This window comes from Pararhodobacter aggregans, from assembly GCF_003075525.1.
Classification (GTDB): Bacteria; Pseudomonadota; Alphaproteobacteria; order Rhodobacterales; family Rhodobacteraceae; genus Pararhodobacter; species Pararhodobacter aggregans.
Map to the genome: position 1 here is coordinate 1 of NZ_QDDR01000007.1, position 15,975 is coordinate 15,975.

At 68.3% G+C, this 15,975-nt stretch carries 18 protein-coding genes and 1 tRNA gene; 12 read left to right on the top strand and 7 right to left on the bottom strand.

What is annotated here, in order from left to right:
- A partial coding sequence (locus DDE23_RS13550; RefSeq protein ID WP_202863262.1) for an electron transfer flavoprotein subunit alpha/FixB family protein occupies positions 1–296 on the top strand: 296 nt, incomplete at its 5' end.
- Positions 297–380: 84 nt separating this feature from the next.
- Here DDE23_RS13550 and DDE23_RS13555 read toward each other — a convergent pair.
- Complete coding sequence (locus tag DDE23_RS13555; RefSeq protein ID WP_107752284.1) at positions 381–1,040, bottom strand: DUF6473 family protein; 660 nt, start codon at positions 1,038–1,040, stop codon at positions 381–383.
- Positions 1,041–1,184: 144 nt separating this feature from the next.
- Here DDE23_RS13555 and DDE23_RS13560 point away from each other — a divergent pair, with 144 nt between their 5' ends.
- The gene (locus DDE23_RS13560; RefSeq protein ID WP_107752285.1) at positions 1,185–2,060 is read left to right on the top strand and encodes a 3-hydroxybutyryl-CoA dehydrogenase; all 876 of its coding nucleotides are present in this window, start codon (positions 1,185–1,187) and stop codon (positions 2,058–2,060) included.
- A gap of 260 nt (positions 2,061–2,320) precedes the next feature.
- Here DDE23_RS13560 and DDE23_RS13565 read toward each other — a convergent pair whose 3' ends face one another.
- Positions 2,321–3,100 carry an NAD kinase gene (locus DDE23_RS13565; RefSeq protein ID WP_238149986.1) on the bottom strand — a complete coding sequence of 260 codons (780 nt, stop codon included), beginning with the start codon at positions 3,098–3,100 and terminating at the stop codon, positions 2,321–2,323.
- Between the two features lie 174 nt (positions 3,101–3,274).
- On the opposite strand from DDE23_RS13565, the gene glyA reads away from it, so the two are divergent.
- From glyA to DDE23_RS13580, 3 genes are all read left to right on the top strand, one after another.
- Positions 3,275–4,561: a serine hydroxymethyltransferase gene (gene glyA, locus DDE23_RS13570; protein WP_107752287.1), complete on the top strand. Its 1,287-nt coding sequence runs from the start codon at positions 3,275–3,277 to the stop codon at positions 4,559–4,561.
- 90 nt (positions 4,562–4,651) lie between these two features.
- The gene (locus DDE23_RS13575) at positions 4,652–5,419 is read left to right on the top strand and encodes a DUF817 family protein (protein WP_107752288.1); all 768 of its coding nucleotides are present in this window, start codon (positions 4,652–4,654) and stop codon (positions 5,417–5,419) included.
- Between the two features lie 8 nt (positions 5,420–5,427).
- Positions 5,428–6,201, top strand: a complete 774-nt coding sequence (locus DDE23_RS13580) for an alpha/beta fold hydrolase (RefSeq protein ID WP_107752289.1) — start codon at positions 5,428–5,430, stop codon at positions 6,199–6,201.
- Between the two features lie 4 nt (positions 6,202–6,205).
- Here the strand turns inward: DDE23_RS13580 and DDE23_RS13585 are convergent, their stop codons facing one another.
- Positions 6,206–6,388 (bottom strand): hypothetical protein, encoded by a 183-nt coding sequence (locus tag DDE23_RS13585; protein WP_107752290.1) that lies wholly within the window; start codon positions 6,386–6,388, stop codon positions 6,206–6,208.
- Positions 6,389–6,474: 86 nt separating this feature from the next.
- Positions 6,475–6,777 (bottom strand): hypothetical protein, encoded by a 303-nt coding sequence (locus DDE23_RS13590; RefSeq protein ID WP_107752291.1) that lies wholly within the window; start codon positions 6,775–6,777, stop codon positions 6,475–6,477.
- Between the two features lie 88 nt (positions 6,778–6,865).
- Between DDE23_RS13590 and DDE23_RS13595 the strand changes: the two genes are divergently transcribed.
- Positions 6,866–6,941: transfer RNA gene (locus DDE23_RS13595), tRNA-Val, on the top strand.
- A gap of 75 nt (positions 6,942–7,016) precedes the next feature.
- Here the strand turns inward: DDE23_RS13595 and DDE23_RS13600 are convergent.
- The 3 genes from DDE23_RS13600 to DDE23_RS13610 all read right to left on the bottom strand — a co-directional run bounded on the left by DDE23_RS13600 (position 7,017) and on the right by DDE23_RS13610 (position 8,933).
- Entirely contained in the window at positions 7,017–7,559 is a 543-nt protein-coding gene (locus DDE23_RS13600) for a fasciclin domain-containing protein (protein ID WP_107752292.1), read from the bottom strand.
- A gap of 130 nt (positions 7,560–7,689) precedes the next feature.
- Positions 7,690–8,367, bottom strand: coding sequence for an anti-sigma factor (locus DDE23_RS13605; RefSeq protein WP_107752293.1), 678 nt, complete (start codon positions 8,365–8,367; stop codon positions 7,690–7,692).
- Positions 8,364–8,933, bottom strand: a complete 570-nt coding sequence (locus tag DDE23_RS13610) for a sigma-70 family RNA polymerase sigma factor (RefSeq protein WP_170121862.1) — start codon at positions 8,931–8,933, stop codon at positions 8,364–8,366. The genes DDE23_RS13605 and DDE23_RS13610 overlap by 4 nt, the downstream gene beginning before the upstream one ends.
- 169 nt (positions 8,934–9,102) lie before the next feature.
- On the opposite strand from DDE23_RS13610, the gene DDE23_RS13615 reads away from it, so the two are divergent.
- Genes DDE23_RS13615 through DDE23_RS13640 form a run of 6 tightly spaced genes read left to right on the top strand, consistent with a single transcriptional unit; the run spans position 9,103 to position 15,850 of the window.
- A complete protein-coding gene (locus tag DDE23_RS13615; RefSeq protein WP_170121863.1) occupies positions 9,103–9,900 on the top strand; it encodes an IclR family transcriptional regulator in 798 nt (265 codons plus the stop codon).
- Between the two features lie 12 nt (positions 9,901–9,912).
- Positions 9,913–11,997: a 3-hydroxyacyl-CoA dehydrogenase NAD-binding domain-containing protein gene (locus DDE23_RS13620; RefSeq protein WP_107752296.1), complete on the top strand. Its 2,085-nt coding sequence runs from the start codon at positions 9,913–9,915 to the stop codon at positions 11,995–11,997.
- Positions 11,998–12,051: 54 nt separating this feature from the next.
- A complete protein-coding gene (locus DDE23_RS13625) occupies positions 12,052–13,227 on the top strand; it encodes an acetyl-CoA C-acyltransferase (RefSeq protein WP_107752297.1) in 1,176 nt (391 codons plus the stop codon).
- 11 nt (positions 13,228–13,238) lie between these two features.
- Positions 13,239–14,429: an acyl-CoA dehydrogenase family protein gene (locus DDE23_RS13630; protein WP_107752298.1), complete on the top strand. Its 1,191-nt coding sequence runs from the start codon at positions 13,239–13,241 to the stop codon at positions 14,427–14,429.
- A 15-nt stretch (positions 14,430–14,444) separates the two neighbouring features.
- A complete protein-coding gene (locus tag DDE23_RS13635) occupies positions 14,445–15,458 on the top strand; it encodes an acyl-CoA dehydrogenase family protein (RefSeq protein WP_107752299.1) in 1,014 nt (337 codons plus the stop codon).
- Positions 15,455–15,850: a PaaI family thioesterase gene (locus DDE23_RS13640; protein WP_107752300.1), complete on the top strand. Its 396-nt coding sequence runs from the start codon at positions 15,455–15,457 to the stop codon at positions 15,848–15,850. Before DDE23_RS13635 ends, DDE23_RS13640 begins: the two co-directional genes overlap by 4 nt.
- The last annotated feature ends 125 nt before the right edge of the window (positions 15,851–15,975 follow it).

Consider the following 15,975-nt stretch of genomic DNA (forward strand, 5'->3'; position numbering starts at 1 on the left):
TCATCGAGGCGCTGGCCGACAAGCTGGGCGCGGCGGTGGGCGCGTCGCGCGCGGCGGTGGATTCGGGCTATGCGCCGAACGACTGGCAGGTCGGCCAGACCGGCAAGGTGGTGGCCCCGGCGCTCTACGTGGCGGTGGGCATCTCGGGCGCGATCCAGCATCTGGCGGGGATGAAGGATTCCAAGGTGATCGTGGCGATCAACAAGGACGAGGAGGCGCCGATCTTCCAGGTCGCCGATTACGGTCTGGTCGGTGACCTGTTCACCCTCGTCCCGGAACTGACCGCGAAACTGTGAGGGGGTGGTGCGTGCAAGCACGCACCCTACGCAGCCGAGACAGCGGCCCGCCAGAGATGGCGGGCCGTTTGCCCTTGCCGCCCCTCACAGCGCCCCCTGCAGCAGTGCCGCGCGCAGCCGTGCCAGGCCCTCCGCACGATCTTCGGGATCAAGGGCGATCTGGCGCAGCCCTTCCCGCGCCGTCACCGGACGGCGCAGCCAGTCGGGCGCGGGCAAGTCGATCAGCACCCCCCGCGGCGGCAGAACCTCCACCAGCAGCCGCATCCGCGGCACCCAGGCTTCGACCAGCCCCCGGCGCACCAGCGTGAAACGCTCGGGACAGACGGCAGCGAGACTGCCCAGCGCATGGCCGGTGAAGGCGAAGGCCGCGAAATCCACCTCCGGAAACAGGGCCTTGAGCGGCGCCCGCGCGGCCAGAAACCGGTCGTTGCGGCGCGGATGCACGCGGTAGAAAACATTGGACAGATTGCCCAGCGGCGGCAGCACCAGCGCGAAGGCGACCGCCCAGCGCGCCCGCCCCGCCAGCGCCGGGTCAGCCAGATGCAGGTCCACGCCTTCGACCTGCGCGGCGGGCACCAGCAGCCGGTCCAGCACCCGCGTCCCCAGCGGCCCCGCCATCCGGTCCGGCCCCCGCGGCCCGATCAGCATCAGCGCCCGGTGGCGCAGCGCGGCGCAGGCCGGGCTCTGCCCCAGAGGCGGCACGCCCGCGCGCCCGCGGTCCAGCGGTTGCGGAAAGTGTTGCATGGCCCGTCCCCTTTCATCGCCCGCCAGGAATTCTATCCCCGAATGCTTACAATCCCCTAACCCCGCCCGGTTTCGCCGCGGGGTAAGACTTGCGCCCCCCGGCGCCGGATGCATAAGGTCGCCGCAATCAACCGGGGACAGGTCATGGACATTCAGAGCGTGGGGATCGTCGGCGCGGGGCAGATGGGCAACGGGATCGCCCATGTCTTCGCCATGGCCGGCTTCGATGTGGTGCTCAACGACATCTCGGAGGACGCGCTGAGCCGGGCGCTGGCGCTGATCGACAAGAACCTCGAACGCCAGGTGCAGCGCGGCAAGATCGAGCCGGAGGTCAAGGCCGCCGCCCTCGCCCGGATCCGCACCACGACCCGGCTGGCCGATGTCGGCCCGACCGATCTGGTGATCGAGGCCGCGACCGAGCGCGAGATGGTCAAGCAGGCGATCTTCGAGGATCTGCTGCCGCATCTGAAACCGCATACGATCCTGACCTCGAACACCTCGTCCATCTCGATCACCCGGCTGGCCAGCCGCACCGACCGGCCCGAACGCTTCATGGGTTTCCATTTCATGAACCCGGTGCCGGTGATGCAACTGGTGGAGCTGATCCGCGGCATCGCCACGGATGACGCGACCTACAAGACCATGCATGCGGTGGTCGAGAAGCTGGGCAAGACCGCCGCCTCGGCCGAGGATTTCCCGGCCTTCATCGTCAACCGCATCCTGATGCCGATGATCAACGAGGCGGTCTACACGCTTTACGAGGGCGTGGGCTCGGTCAAATCGATCGACGAATCGCTGAAACTGGGGGCCAACCACCCGATGGGCCCGCTGGAACTGGCGGATTTCATCGGGCTCGACACCTGCCTCGCGATCATGAACGTGCTGCATGACGGGCTGGCGGATACCAAGTACCGCCCTTGCCCGCTGCTGACCAAATATGTCGAGGCCGGCTGGCTGGGCCGCAAGACCCAGCGCGGTTTCTACGATTACCGGGGCGAAGTCCCTGTCCCGACGCGGTGAGACAAAAGGAGGGGGGCCAGCCCCCCTCGGCGCGCGAGGCGCGCCTCACCCCCCGGGATATTTTCAGAACGAAGATACGAGGTTAAGGAAGGGTTAAGGCCCTTCTTTGCGCCGCAAATATCCTCGGGGGTGAATTGGCTGAAAGCCAAGAGGGGGCAGAAGGCCCCCTCCCTTCGGCGCCGCGGCACGCGGCGCCGCTGGTCGCCCGAGGAGGGCGCGGCGAAGCCGCTCCCGACGAGGGCGAAACCCCTCCCCCCTTTTCAGAAGAACTGCTCGCGGATCAGGCGTTCCTCCAGCCCGTGGCCGGGGTCGAAGAGCAGCCGGTGGCGGATCCGGGGTTCCGAGCGGACCTCGACCGAGACCACGTCGCGCACCGATTGTCCGTCCCCTTCCGCCATCACCGGCCGCTTGCCCGGGTCCAGCACGTCGAAGCGGACCGAGGCCGCCTTGGGCAGCAGCGCGCCGCGCCAGCGGCGGGGGCGGAAGGCGGCGACTGCCGTCAGGGCCAGCACATCGGCGCCGATCGGCAGGATCGGGCCATGGGCCGAGTAGTTGTACGCGGTGGACCCGGCCGGCGTGGCCAAGAGCGCGCCGTCGCAGACCAGTTCCTCCATCCGCACCAGCCCGTCGACGGAAATCCGAAGCCGCGCCGCCTGCGGCCCGGCGCGCAGGAGCGAGACCTCGTTGATCGCCAGCGCCTCGTGCACCACGCCCTTGCGGTCGGTCGCTTTCATCGCCAGCGGGTTCAGCACCGTCTCCTGCGCCGCCTCCAGCCGGGCGGGCAGATCCTCGGTCGCGTAATTGTTCATCAGAAAGCCGACCGTGCCCCGGTTCATCCCGTAGACCGGCACATCGCGGTGCTGGGTGGCGTGCAGCGTCTCCAGCATGAAACCGTCGCCGCCCAGCGCCACGATCACCCCGGCCTGCGCCAGCGGCGCCTCGCCATAGAGCCCCACCAGTTCCGCGCGGGCGGCCTGCGCCGCCTCGGCATGGCTGGCCAGAAAGACGATGGGGCGTCGGCGGCCCTGCCCTGTGGTCACGTTTCTCTCCCGCTCGTCCCGGCCCGTCAGGTTTCGCAAATGCGGCGCGGGCCCGCAATCGGAAAGGGCAATTCGCATCCGGCGCGCATTGCGGCGTTTTCAGCGCTTTCCGCACAGGCGGGGCTGCGATAAACAGCGCCACGACAGCCCCCTTGCCTTGCCCCGGAGATGCGCATGACCCCCTCGACCGGCTTCTTCACCGAAGACCTCGCCACCCGCGACCCCGAGATCGCCCGGGCCATCGGCCTCGAACTGGGCCGTCAGCGCGACGAGATCGAGCTGATCGCCTCGGAAAACATCGTGTCCAAGGCGGTGATGCAGGCCCAGGGCTCGGTCATGACGAACAAGTATGCCGAGGGCTATCCGGGCAAGCGCTATTACGGCGGCTGCCAGTATGTCGACATCGCCGAGGAACTGGCGATCGAGCGCGCCAAGCAGCTCTTCGGCTGCAACTTCGCCAACGTGCAGCCGAACTCGGGCAGCCAGATGAACCAGGCGGTGTTCCTGGCGCTCTTGCAGCCCGGCGACACCTTCATGGGCCTCGACCTCAATTCGGGCGGGCACCTGACGCATGGCAGCCCGGTCAACATGTCGGGCAAGTGGTTCAACGTCGTCTCCTACGGGGTGCGGGCGCAGGACCAGATCCTCGATATGGACGAGGTCCGGGCCAAGGCGCGCGAGCACAAGCCGAAGCTGATCCTGGCCGGTGGCACTGCCTATTCCCGCGTCTGGGACTGGGCCGCCTTCCGCGAGATCGCCGACGAGGTCGGGGCCTATCTGCACGTCGACATGGCGCATATCGCGGGTCTCGTGGCGGGGGGCGTCCATCCCTCGCCGCTGGAGCACGCGCATGTCTGCACCACGACGACCCACAAGTCGCTGCGCGGCCCGCGGGGCGGGATGATCCTGTGCAACGACCCGGACATCGCCAAGAAGATCAACTCGGCCGTGTTCCCGGGTCTGCAGGGCGGGCCGCTGATGCATGTGATCGCCGCCAAGGCCGTGGCCTTCGGCGAGGCGCTGGAGCCCGGCTTCAAGGATTACGCGGCGCAGGTGGTGAAGAACGCGCAGGCGATGGCCGATCAGCTGCTCAAGGGCGGGATCAACATCGTCTCGGGCGGGACCGACAACCACCTGATGCTGGCCGACCTGCGGCCGAAGAAGGTGACCGGCAAGGCGGCCGAGGCGGCGCTGGGCCGCGCCCATATCACCTGCAACAAGAACGGCATTCCGTTTGACCCGGAAAAGCCCTTCGTCACCTCGGGCATCCGGCTGGGCACCCCCGCCGGCACCACCCGCGGCTTCAGCGAGGCCGAGTTCCGCCAGATCGCCGACTGGATCGTCGAGGTGGTGGACGGGCTCGCCGCCCATGGCGAGGGTGGCAATGCCGAGGTCGAGGCCGCCGTCCGCGCCAAGGTGCAGGCCCTTTGTGACCGCTTCCCGCTCTACCCCGGGCTCTGAGCGCTGGGCGGACGGGCGACACGGCGGCTCGAACGCGCGTTGGGCGACACGGTCCGCGCGCGCCTGCCGGCTCCGATCGAGGAGCCGGCGATGTTCGTGCTCAAGCATCTCTGGGCCGGGCTCTTCGGCGGCGTGCTGCTTGTCGCCATCTTGCTGTCGAACCTGCTGTGGGACCCGGCCTGGCCGGTTGCCCGCTATGACGCGCTTTTCCTCGTCGCGCTGCTGACCCAGGCGCTTTTCCTGCATTACCGGCTGGAATCGCGCGAGGAAGTGGCGGCCCTGGTCGCCTTTTCCGTGCTGGGGCTGGGGATCGAGGGCTACAACACCGCCAGCGGTCACTGGTCCTATCCCGAGGAAGGCGCCTTCGCCGTGGCCCATGTGCCGCTCTTCGTCGGCGCCATGTATGCGGCGGTCGGCGTCTGCGTGATCCGCATGATCCGCATTTTCGACATGACCTTCGCCCCCTATCCGCCGCGCCCCGTGGCCTTTGCCCTGGCCGCGGCGATCTATGCGAATTTCTTCACCCAGCATCTGTGGATCGACCTGCGGATCGGCCTTTTCGCGCTGATCCTGCTGACTTTCTGGCGGACGCGAATCTGGTTCACGCCCTGCCCGGGACGGCGCTGGTGGATGCCGATGCTGCTGTCGCTCGTGCTGTCGGCGCTGGGGGTCTGGCTGGCCGAGAATCTGGGCACCGTCACCGGCACCTGGCTCTATGACGGGCAGGCGGTGCATGAATGGGTCAGCCTCGCGACCCTTGGCTCGTGGGTGCTGTTCCTTTATGTCGCGCTCATGGTGGCCCTGGCGGTCCTGCCGGAGGCCACAGCCCGCGCCCCGCTCACGCCCGTCGAAGATTGAGGTCTGACATGCCCCTGCTGACCACCCTCCGCCACGGCACGCCGACCGATCTGCCGCCCTTGCTGATCGTGCACGGGCTTTTCGGCTCGGCCCGCAACTGGGGGGCCATCGCCAAGCGCATCTCCGACAGCCGCGCCGTGGTGGCGGTGGACATGCGCAACCATGCGGGCAGTTTCTGGGACGAGGAGCATACCTATCCCGCCATGGCCGCCGACCTCGCCGCGGTGATCGAGGCCGAGGGCCGGCCCATGGACGTGATGGGGCATTCGATGGGTGGCAAGACCTCGATGTGGCTGGCCCTGACCCGGCCCGAGCTGGTCAACCGGCTGGTGGTGGCCGATATCGCGCCCGTCGCTTATGGCCACAGCCAGAATCACCTGATCGCCGCCATGCGCGGCCTCGACCTGAGCGGGCTCGACAACCGGCGCGAGGCCGATGCGCGGCTGGCCGAGACGGTCAGCGACCCCGGCGTGCGCGCCTTCCTGCTGCAATCGCTGGATCTGAAGGCCGAGCCGCCCTGCTGGCGGCTCAACCTCGACGCGCTGGAGCGGCAAATGGACCTTATCACCGGCTGGCCGGACACGAGCGGCCTGACGCCCTATACCGGTCCCACGCTGTTCCTGTCCGGCGCGCTGTCCGATTACGTCACGCCCGAGGCCCGCCCGGCGATCCGCGCCCTGTTCCCGCAGGCGCGTTTCGCCAAACTGCCCGGCGCGGGCCATTGGCTGCATGCCGAAAAGCCGCGCGATTTCGAGGCGACGCTGCGGGTGTTCTTCGACTGATCCGTCAGAGCGATTGCAGCTTGCGCGCCACCAGCCAGCTGACCGGCAGCGCCAGCAACGCGCCGATGACCGCCGCCACGATGATCGACTGGAAGTCGTACAGGTTCAGCGACACCGCAACCACGACGCCGATCCCGGCCAGCGTGGTTCCGACGATGGCGTACAGCAGGCTCGTCAGGCGAAACATGGTCATCCCTCTCGTACTGGTTTCGCCAAGCATAGCGGCGGTGGCGGCGGTGTCCTTGATCTTGCTCAAGTTGTGCCCGGCCGACCTCAGCCGCCGCAGTCGAGCCGCGCATTCATCACCCCGCTGTCGCCCTGCGCGCTGCCCGCGACCAGCGCGCAGCCGCTGACGGCCTCGGCGGCGCGGGGCATGGCGGCCAGGATCGCCTGGTGCTGGCCGCGGCGGGCATAGCCAAGGCGGATCACCTGCACCCGGGGCCGCGCCCGGTCACGGTCCACGTAGACCGCATAGTCGCGGCCGTCGAGCGTGACGCGCCCTTCCTCGGCCCCCCAGAAGGCACGGTCGGGCGAGGCACAGGCGGCAAGCAGCAGAAGGGCAAGGAGCGGGCGCATCCCGCGAGTGTCGCGCCCCTTGGTTAACGCAGGCTTAACGCGAGCCACCCTTGCGAGCGGGGGCCCGCTTGCGCTATCAGGGCGGCGCGGGTGATTAGCTCAGTTGGTAGAGCGTCTCGTTTACACCGAGAATGTCGGCGGTTCGAGTCCGTCATCACCCACCATTCCCCGACCACCAGCCATGAAAAAAGCCCCGATCCGCAAGGGACCGGGGCCTTCTGCAACCGATGGGCCGGATCTTACATCGCCGGCAGCAGGACGTGGTCGATCACATGGATCACGCCGTTCGACTGGATCACGTCGGCGGTGGTGACATGGGCCATGTTGCCCTGACCGTCTTCGATGGTGATGACGCCATCCACGTTGGTGGCGGTGAATTCGCAGCCGCCCACGGTGGTGAAGGTATGCGAGCCGCCATCGGCCGAGATCATGCCGTTGATGTCACCCCAAAGCGCGCGGGCCGGGATCACGTGGCAGGTCAGGATGGTCTGCAGGGTCTGCAGGTTTTCCGGCTTCAGCAGGTCCTCGACGGTGCCCGCGGGCAGCATGGCGAAGGCTTCATCGGTCGGCGCCAGCACGGTGAAGGGGCCCTCGCCCTGCAGCGTGTCCACCAGGCCCGCGGCCTGAACGGCGGCAACCAGCGTGGTGTGGATCGGCGAGTTCACCGCGTTCTCGATGATGTTCATCGATTCCATCATCGGCGCACCGCCGACGGTCGGATTGGCCAGCGCGAAGGTCGAGCTGAAGGCGGTGATGGCGGCAGCAGCAAAAAGCGTTTTCATGTGGTTTCTCCCTTGGAACCAGATCAGGGGCGTTTCCTTTGCCCATGACCCAGTTACGAAGCGAAAGGCGCGGCAGTTTCCTGCCGCGCCCTTTTTCTTTGTCACAGGCTCGTGAGCAGAGCCGCTTGGGTCAGAGGCTGGTGAGCGGCGCCGCGGCCAGAACCGGCCCGGTCGGCAGATCGCCGGGCGATCCGCCCTCGGGCTCCAGCGAGACGGCCAGCGTCACGCCCGGGCCGACGGCATCGGTGGCCAGCGCCTCGTGATCGCCCCTGAGCAGGCCCAGCGAGCGCGGCACGCCGTCCTCGCCGATCGCCCAGAGCTGATAGTCCTGCCCCGCGCCCGCACCCGGGCCGCTGCGGTCGATCTGCAACATCGCGCCGTCGAAGCGGGCCTCGAACACCAGCGCGCCGCCATCCAGCCGGGCGACCAGCTCGGCCGGTTGCGGCGGGAATTGCGGCCAGATCACCACGGCCAGCGCCAGCACCGCCGCCACCAGCGTCCCGCTCAGCCACAGCCAGCCGAAGCGGCGGCGTCCGGCCGGGGCCGGGGCCTCGTCCCCCCCGAAGAGCGCCGCCTCGACCCGGGGGAAGACCTCGGGCGAGACGGGGCCATCCTCGTAGGCCGCGTTCAGCAGCGCCAGCCGGTTCTCCCAGGCGGCGATGCGTTCCTGCAACGCGCCTTCAAGCTCGGCGCGCTTGGCCACCGCCTGCCGCTCGGGCGCGGGCAGCACGCCCAGCACGTATTCCGCGGCCAGAAGGTCGTCGCGGTCCTCGGGCGGCCAGGCGTCGGATTGAAAGGTGTCGCTCATCTGTCCAGGCACTCCCTCAGGCGCAGCAGGCCCCGGCGCAACCACGTCCGCATCGTGTTCAGCGGCACGCCGTGGCGTTCGGCGAGGTCTACATATGAGAGCCCTTGCAGATAGGCACCCTTGATCGCAAGGGCGCGGTCATTTTCCAGCTCGTCGAAGCAATCGACAACGCGCCGCGCCTCGCCCTGGGCGATGAGGCCGGCTTCGGCCCCGACCGCCGTGTCGGCGATACGGTCCAGCGGGTCCTGCCCGTCCTCGTCGCGCGCGACCTCCTGACGGAACCCGGCGCGTTCGGGCCGGGCCCGCAGCCGGTCCAGCGCGTGATTGCGGGCCACGGCAATGAGCCAGCTCATGCCCGCCCCCCGTTCGGGGCGGTACTGGGCGGATCGTTGCCAGACCCTTATGAAAACTTCCTGCATGGCGTCATCCACCTCGGCTCTGTTGCCGAGGATACGGGTCAGCACGCCGGATAGTTTCGCGGCGGTGGCGGCATAGAGCGCCTCGAAGGCGGAACGGTCCCCCCCGGCGACGCGTTGCAGCAAAAGGCTGATCTGGTCGACCGTCACATTTCCTCCGTTCTGGCGGCCTCGGCTCGGGCGCCTTGTTCCGGGCATGGCCCGGCTCAAAGCTAGAGCCCGGCGACGTTACGTCCAGAGGATTTGCCGCTGGACAGCGGGAAGAGTGGCGAGTACCAAATTCCAGATAGAGAATGCCATTCCAAGGGGGGAATGCCGCTTGAGCGACGAGGCCGCCTTGCAGCGTCCGGTGGGGGCGCTGGTGCATGCGCTGCGCATCCTGCGGCACCTCTCGGCCCTGGGTCGGCCTGCGGGCGTCAACGCCATTTCCCGCGCCACCGGCGTCAGCCCCTCCACCTGTTTCAACCTCCTGCGGACCTTGGCGGCCGAGGGGCTGGTGACCTTCGACGCGGGCGACAAGACCTATCGCCCCGGTCTGGGGCTGGTCGAACTGGCGGTGGGCGTGCTGGGCACCAACCCCGGCGACCTGATCCGCCCGGAACTGGAACGCCTCGCCCGTCAGTACCGCGTGCTGATGTGCCTGTGGCACATCACCGGCGACGACCGCATCGTCCTGATCGAACGCGCTTTCGAGCCCGCCGCGACCCGCGTGGACCTGCCGCTGGGCAAGCGCCTGCCCGCCTATACCGGCGGCGTCGGCCGGGTGCTGGCCGCCCAGCGCGGCCTGCCCGAGGCCGAGATCCGCCGCCATTACGACGCGCTGCGCTGGGAAAGCCCGCCGCCCGATTTCGCCGCCTACCGCGCCAGTATCGAGGCCGCGGGCCGCGACGGCTATGCCGAGGATCTGGGCCAGCTCTATGTCGGTGTCGATGTGGTCGGCGCGCTGATCGTGGATGCCGCGGGTCAGGCGCGCTATGGTATGTCCAGCATCTCGTTGGCCGGGCAGATGGATGATGACGCCCGCCGCGCCATCGGCGAGGATCTGGTCCAGACCTGCCGCCGCATCGGCCATGCGCTATTCGCCGCGCCAGATGGCGCGTTTCCCGTTTCGACCTGAGAGGAGTCCGTGATGGAAGGTCCCGTCCGCTATGAATCCCACGGCGATATCGCCGTGATCCGCATCGACAACCCGCCGGTGAACGCCACCAGCCACGCGGTGCGTGAAGGGCTTGTCGCTGCCGCCGCGCACTTCGCCGCCTCGCCCGAGAAGGTCGCGGTGCTGGTGGCCGAGGGGCGCACCTTCATCGCCGGGGCCGATATCACCGAATTCGGCAAGACCCCGAAGGAGCCGCATCTGCCCGATGTGATCCACCGGATCGAGGCCAGCGAAAAGCCGGTGGTCTGCGTGATCCACGGCACGGCGCTGGGTGGCGGGTTCGAGGTGGCGCTGGGCTGTCATTACCGGGTGATGCTGAAAGGCGCGCGGATCGGCCTGCCCGAGGTCAATCTGGGCCTGCTGCCCGGCGCCGGCGGTACGCAGCGCCTGCCGCGGCTGATCGGCATCGTGCCCGCGTCCGAGATCTTCACCTCGGCCGCGCAGGTCAAGGCCGAGGATTGTCTGGCGCTGGGGATCGTCGACGAACTCTCGACCGCCGACCCCTTCGAGGCCGGGATGACCTTCGCTCGCAAGGTTCTGGCCGAGGGCCTGCAGGTGCGCCGGGTCAGCGAGATGTCGGTGCCGCCGACCGATGCCGAGGCGCTGGCGGCGCTGAAGAAGAAGGTGGCGAAGGCCAACCCCGGCCATGTCTGCCACCTGCGCGCCATCGACACGGCGGTCGAGGGCACCAGACTGCCCTTCGCCGAGGGGATGAAGCTGGAACGCGCGGCCTTCTGGGACATGATGCAGACCCCCCAGCGCGCCGCCATGATCCACGCCTTCTTCAGCGAGCGGAAGGTGGCCTCGCTGCCCGAGTTGAAGGGCGTGGAGCCGCGCAAGCTGGCGCAGATCGGCGTGATCGGCGGCGGCACGATGGGCGGCGGCATCGCCGTCTCCTGCCTGCTGAACGGGCTCTCGGTGGTGCTGATCGAACGCGACGCCGAAGCGGTCGAGAAGGCGCATAACGGCATCGCCCGCACGCTCGCGGACAGCGTGAAGCGCGGCAAGCTGGGGGCGGATGCGCGCGACATGCTGCTGGCCGACAAGCTCTTGGTGACCGACGATTACGCCAGATTGTCCAACGCCGATCTGGTGATCGAGGCGGTCTTCGAGTCGATGGAGGTGAAGAAGGATGTCTTCACCAAGCTCGATGCCGTCTGCAAGCCGGGCGCGGTGCTGGCCACGAACACCTCGTATCTGGACGTGGACGAGATCGCCGCCATGACCAAACGCCCCGAGGATGTGATCGGCCTGCATTTCTTCAGCCCGGCGCATGTCATGCGGCTTTTGGAAATCGTGGTCGCCGCCAAGACCGCCAAGGATGTCGTGGCCACCGGCTTCGCGCTGGCCAAGGCGCTGAAGAAGGTCCCGGTCCGCGCCGGTGTCTGCGACGGGTTCATCGGCAACCGCATCCTCAAGACCTATCGCACGGCGGCCGATATCATGGTGCTGGAAGGCGCCTCGCCCTTCCAGGTGGACAAGGCGCTGGAGGATTTCGGCTTCGCCATGGGGCCCTATGCGGTGGCCGACCTTGCGGGCATCGACATCGGCTACCTGACCCGCAAGCGTCTGGCGCCGACCCGCAAGCCGGGCGAGCGTTGGGGCGAATGGGGCGATGTGCTGTACGAAATGGGCCGGCTGGGTCGCAAGACCGGCCACGGACATTATGTTTACGACGAAGCCAGCCCCAAGGGCCGCCCCGACCCCGAGGTCGAGGAGATCATCGCCCGCGAGCGCAACGCCAAGGGGATCACGCCGCGCAGCTTCACCGACGCGGAGATCGTCGAGCGCTACATGGCGGCGATGATAAACGAGGGCGCCAAGGTGGTGGGCGAGGGGATCGCGCTGCGCCCGCTCGACGTGGATGTGACCAAGCTCTTCGGCTACGGTTTCCCGCGTTTCCGGGGCGGGCCGATGCATTACGCCGATGCCGTGGGGCTGGACAAGGTGCTGGCCAGCGTCGAGGCGGCCTATCAGGCGGGCGACGCGATCTTCGAACCCGCGCCGCTGCTGACGAAACTGGTGGCCGAGGGCAAGACCTTCGCCGATCTGAACTGACCAACGGGGCGCGCCCCGCGCGGCGCGCCTTTCCCCCGGGGAGGAGCAAGAACCATGCGTGAAGCCGTCATCGTTTCCACCGCCCGCACCGCCATCGGCAAGGCCTATCGCGGCGCCTTCAACAAGACCCATGGCGTGACCATCGCCGCCCATGCCGCGCGCCATGCCGTGGACCGCGCGGGGATCGACCCGGCGCTGATCGAGGATTCGATCTGGGGCTGCGCGCTGCCCGAAAACGTCACCGGCGGCAACATGGCCCGCCAGGTGGTGATCCGCGCCGGCCTGCCGGTCAGCGTGGCGGGCACCACGGTGAACCGCTTCTGCGCCAGCGGGTTGCAGGCCATCGCCATGGGCGCCCACATGATAACCCAGGAAAGCGCGCGTGCCATGCTGGTGGGGGGCGTCGAAAGCATCAGCCTCAACCAGCCGAGCCCCCGGAACGCACCCGAGCCGTGGATCCTCGAACACAAGCCGGAACTCTATCTGCCGATGATCGACACCGCCGATATCGTCGCCCAGCGCTATGGCGTCAGCCGCGAGGCGCAGGACGAATACGCGCTGCGCTCGCAGCAGCGGATCGCGGCGGCGCAGGCGGGCGGGATCTTCGCCGATGAAATCGTGCCGATGGACGTGATGATGGGCGTTCAGGACAAGGTGACGAAGGAGATCAGCGAGAAAGCGGTGACGCTGACCCAGGACGAATGCAACCGGCCGTCGACCACGCTCGACGGGCTGGCCTCGCTCGACCCCGTGCGCGGCCCCGGCAATTTCGTCACGGCGGGCAACGCCAGCCAGCTTTCGGACGGCGCCGCCTCGCTGGTGCTGATGGAAGCCAGGGAGGCCGAGCAACTGGGCCTCGAACCCCTCGGCGCCTTCCGCGGTTTCGCCGTCGCGGGCTGCGAGCCTGACGAGATGGGCGTGGGGCCGATCTATGCCGTGCCGCGGCTGCTGGACCGGGCGGGGCTGATCGTCGACGACATCGACCTGTGGGAATTGAACGAGGCCTTCGCCAGCCAGTGCCTTTACTGCCGCGACCAGCTGGGCATCGACCCCGAGAAATACAACGTCAATGGCGGCTCGATCGCCATCGGCCACCCCTACGGCATGTCGGGGGCGCGGATGGCGGGGCATATCCTGCTGGAAGGCCGCCGCCGCAAGGCGAAATGGGGCGTCGTCACCATGTGCATCGGCGGCGGCGCCGGGGCCGCGGGCCTGTTCGAGATCTTCTGAGGGAGGAAGTCATGGACCTGAACTATACCGCCGAGGAAATGGCCTTCCGCGAGGAAGTCCGCGCCTTCCTCAAGGCCAAGCTCCCGCCCGAGATCGCCGCCAAGGTCGCCTCGGCCACCCAGCTGAGCAAGGCCGATTACGACCTCTGGCATCTGGCGCTGGCCGAGCAGGGCTATCTCTCCGGTCCCTGGCCGAAGAAATTCGGCGGTCAGGAATGGTCGGCCGTGCAGAAACACATCTTCGAGGAGGAATGCGCACTGGCCCATGCGCCGCGCATCGTCCCCTTCGGCGTGGCGATGCTGGCCCCGGTGCTGCAGGCCTTCGGCTCGAAGGAGCAGCAGGATTACTACCTGCCCCGTATCCTGTCGGGCGAGGATTGGTGGTGCCAGGGCTATTCCGAACCCGGCGCGGGCTCGGATCTGGCCTCGCTCAAGACCCGCGCGGTGCGGGAGGGAGATCATTACATCGTCAACGGGCAGAAGACCTGGACCACGCTGGGTCAATACGCCAACAAGATCTTCTGCCTCGTGCGCACCGGGACCGAGGGCAAGCCGCAGGAAGGCATCAGCTTCCTGCTGATCGACATGGAGACCCCCGGGATCGAGGTCCGGCCGATCATCCTGATCGACGGCGAGCATGAGGTGAACGAGGTCTGGTTCACCGATGTGAAGGTCCCGGTCGAGAACCTGGTCGGCAAGGAGAACGAGGGCTGGACCTATGCCAAATACCTGCTGACCCATGAACGGACCGGCATTGCGGGCGTGGGCGGCACCAATGCCGGGCTGCAGGCGCTGAAGCGGCTGGCGCATAGCGAGATGCAGCACGGCCGTCCGCTGATCGAGGATCCGCTCTTCGCCGCGCGGCTGGCCCGGTTCGAGATCGAGCTGATGGCCATGGCCACCTTCAACCTGCGCACCGTGGCGGGCGCCGATGCGGGCAAGGCGCCCGGGGCGGAAAGTTCGATGCTGAAGATCAAGGGCTCGATCATGCGCCAGCAGATCAACGATCTGGCCCGGCGCGCGGTGGGCCCCTGGGCCATGCCCTTCGTGTCCGAACAGATGGAGGGGAACCTCTACCACCCGGGGCCGGACTATTCGGCCAAGGCGTCGAACGTGTACCTCAACAACCGCAAGATCTCGATCTATGGCGGGTCGAACGAGGTGCAGCGCGGGATCATTACCAAGGCCATTCTGGGGCTCTGAGGGGGGGGCGGAACCATGGATTTCAACCATACCGAAGAACGCCGGATGCTGGCCGATTCGCTGCGCCGCTCCTTGGAGCGCGGGGCGGATTGGGCGGCGCTGGCCGAGCTGGGGGTGCTGGGCGCGCTCTTTACCGAGGACGAGGGCGGCTTCGGCGGCCAGGGCTTCGACATCGCCGTGATCTTCGAGGAACTGGGCCGCGCCGGATCGGACGCCCCGGTGCTGGAGGCGGGGCTGGCGGGCGGGCTGATCGCCGACGCGGGCCGTGCCGATCTGGTGGAACGGATCATCGGCGGCGACCTCAAGGTCGCGCTGGCCCATGCCGAGCCGGGGATGCGCTATGACCTCGGGCCGGTCTCGGCCTCGGTCCATGACGGGCATCTGTCCGGGCGCAAGAGCTTCGCCACCAATGCCGAGGGCGCCGATCTGCTGGTCGTCTCGGCCGTCGCGCAGGGCAAGACCGCGCTCTTCCTCGTCGATCCGAAAGCGCAGGGCGTGACGCTACACACCACGCCCGCGTTGATGGGCGGCACGATCAGCGAGATCACCTTCGACCGCGCCCCGGCCGAGCCTCTGGGCGATGCCGGAACGCTGGAGGCCCGTGTCGCCGCCGCCACGCTCGCGGTCTGCGCCGATGCGCTGGGGGCGATGGAGACGGCCAAGGCGATGACGCTGGACTACCTGCGCACCCGCAAGCAATTCGGCGTGCCGATCGGCAAGTTCCAGGCGCTGCAACACCGCATGGCCGATGTCGCCATCGAGATCGAGATGGCGCGCTCGGCGCTCATCAACCTTGCCGGGCACCTGAGCGCCCCGGCGCCGACCCGCGACCGGCATGTGAGCGCCGCGAAGAACCTGATCGGCCGCGTGGCCAGACTGGTGGCGGAAGAGGCGATCCAGATGCATGGCGGCATCGCCATGACCGAGGAATACGCGCTTTCGGACGTGGCCCGCCGTCTGGTCGCCGTCGATCACCGTTTCGGCGACGAGGATTGGCATCTGGCCCGGTTCATGAAGCTTTCGGCATGAATGACGCCCGCGCCCATGGTGTCACCGGCACCGCGCGTCTGCTGGGCTATACCATCGACCTCGCCCCCGAGGGGGCGACGGTCAGCATGGCCGTGACCGAGGATCACACCAACCGGCAGGGCAACCTGCACGGCGGGCTGATCGCGACGCTGCTGGACACGGCGATGGGGGCCACCGCCAGCCATCTGCGGGGCGATGACGGGCGCGTGCCCTTCCTGACGCTCAGCCTGACGGTCAATTTTCTGGCCCCTGCGCCCCGGGGCCGGGTCAGCGCCACCGGGCGCATCACCGGCGGCGGGCACAAGACCGTGTTTGTCGAGGCCACCGCCCGGGCCGGGGATGGAACCCCGGTCGCCCATGCCGTGGGAACCTTCAAGCGGGCGGCGGGCTGAGGCTCGCGACCGGCCGGGGGAACCGCCGCGCCATCGGCGACCGGCGCCGCGGAAGTCTGCAGAATCTTTGAGAATTGCGGGAACTTTCGGAACGCCGCGGCGTTGTCGCAGGATGCTCTCCAAGG

Coding starts and splice junctions, on each gene's coding strand:
- DDE23_RS13555 (WP_107752284.1), bottom strand. CDS start 1,040: ATGCAACACTTTCCGCAACCGCTGGACCGCGGGCGCGCGGGCGTGCCG.
- DDE23_RS13560 (WP_107752285.1), top strand. CDS start 1,185: ATGGACATTCAGAGCGTGGGGATCGTCGGCGCGGGGCAGATGGGCAAC.
- glyA (WP_107752287.1), top strand. CDS start 3,275: ATGACCCCCTCGACCGGCTTCTTCACCGAAGACCTCGCCACCCGCGAC.
- DDE23_RS13575 (WP_107752288.1), top strand. CDS start 4,652: ATGTTCGTGCTCAAGCATCTCTGGGCCGGGCTCTTCGGCGGCGTGCTG.
- DDE23_RS13580 (WP_107752289.1), top strand. CDS start 5,428: ATGCCCCTGCTGACCACCCTCCGCCACGGCACGCCGACCGATCTGCCG.
- DDE23_RS13585 (WP_107752290.1), bottom strand. CDS start 6,388: ATGTTTCGCCTGACGAGCCTGCTGTACGCCATCGTCGGAACCACGCTG.
- DDE23_RS13590 (WP_107752291.1), bottom strand. CDS start 6,777: ATGCGCCCGCTCCTTGCCCTTCTGCTGCTTGCCGCCTGTGCCTCGCCC.
- DDE23_RS13600 (WP_107752292.1), bottom strand. CDS start 7,559: ATGAAAACGCTTTTTGCTGCTGCCGCCATCACCGCCTTCAGCTCGACC.
- DDE23_RS13605 (WP_107752293.1), bottom strand. CDS start 8,367: ATGAGCGACACCTTTCAATCCGACGCCTGGCCGCCCGAGGACCGCGAC.
- DDE23_RS13620 (WP_107752296.1), top strand. CDS start 9,913: ATGGAAGGTCCCGTCCGCTATGAATCCCACGGCGATATCGCCGTGATC.
- DDE23_RS13625 (WP_107752297.1), top strand. CDS start 12,052: ATGCGTGAAGCCGTCATCGTTTCCACCGCCCGCACCGCCATCGGCAAG.
- DDE23_RS13630 (WP_107752298.1), top strand. CDS start 13,239: ATGGACCTGAACTATACCGCCGAGGAAATGGCCTTCCGCGAGGAAGTC.
- DDE23_RS13635 (WP_107752299.1), top strand. CDS start 14,445: ATGGATTTCAACCATACCGAAGAACGCCGGATGCTGGCCGATTCGCTG.
- DDE23_RS13640 (WP_107752300.1), top strand. CDS start 15,455: ATGAATGACGCCCGCGCCCATGGTGTCACCGGCACCGCGCGTCTGCTG.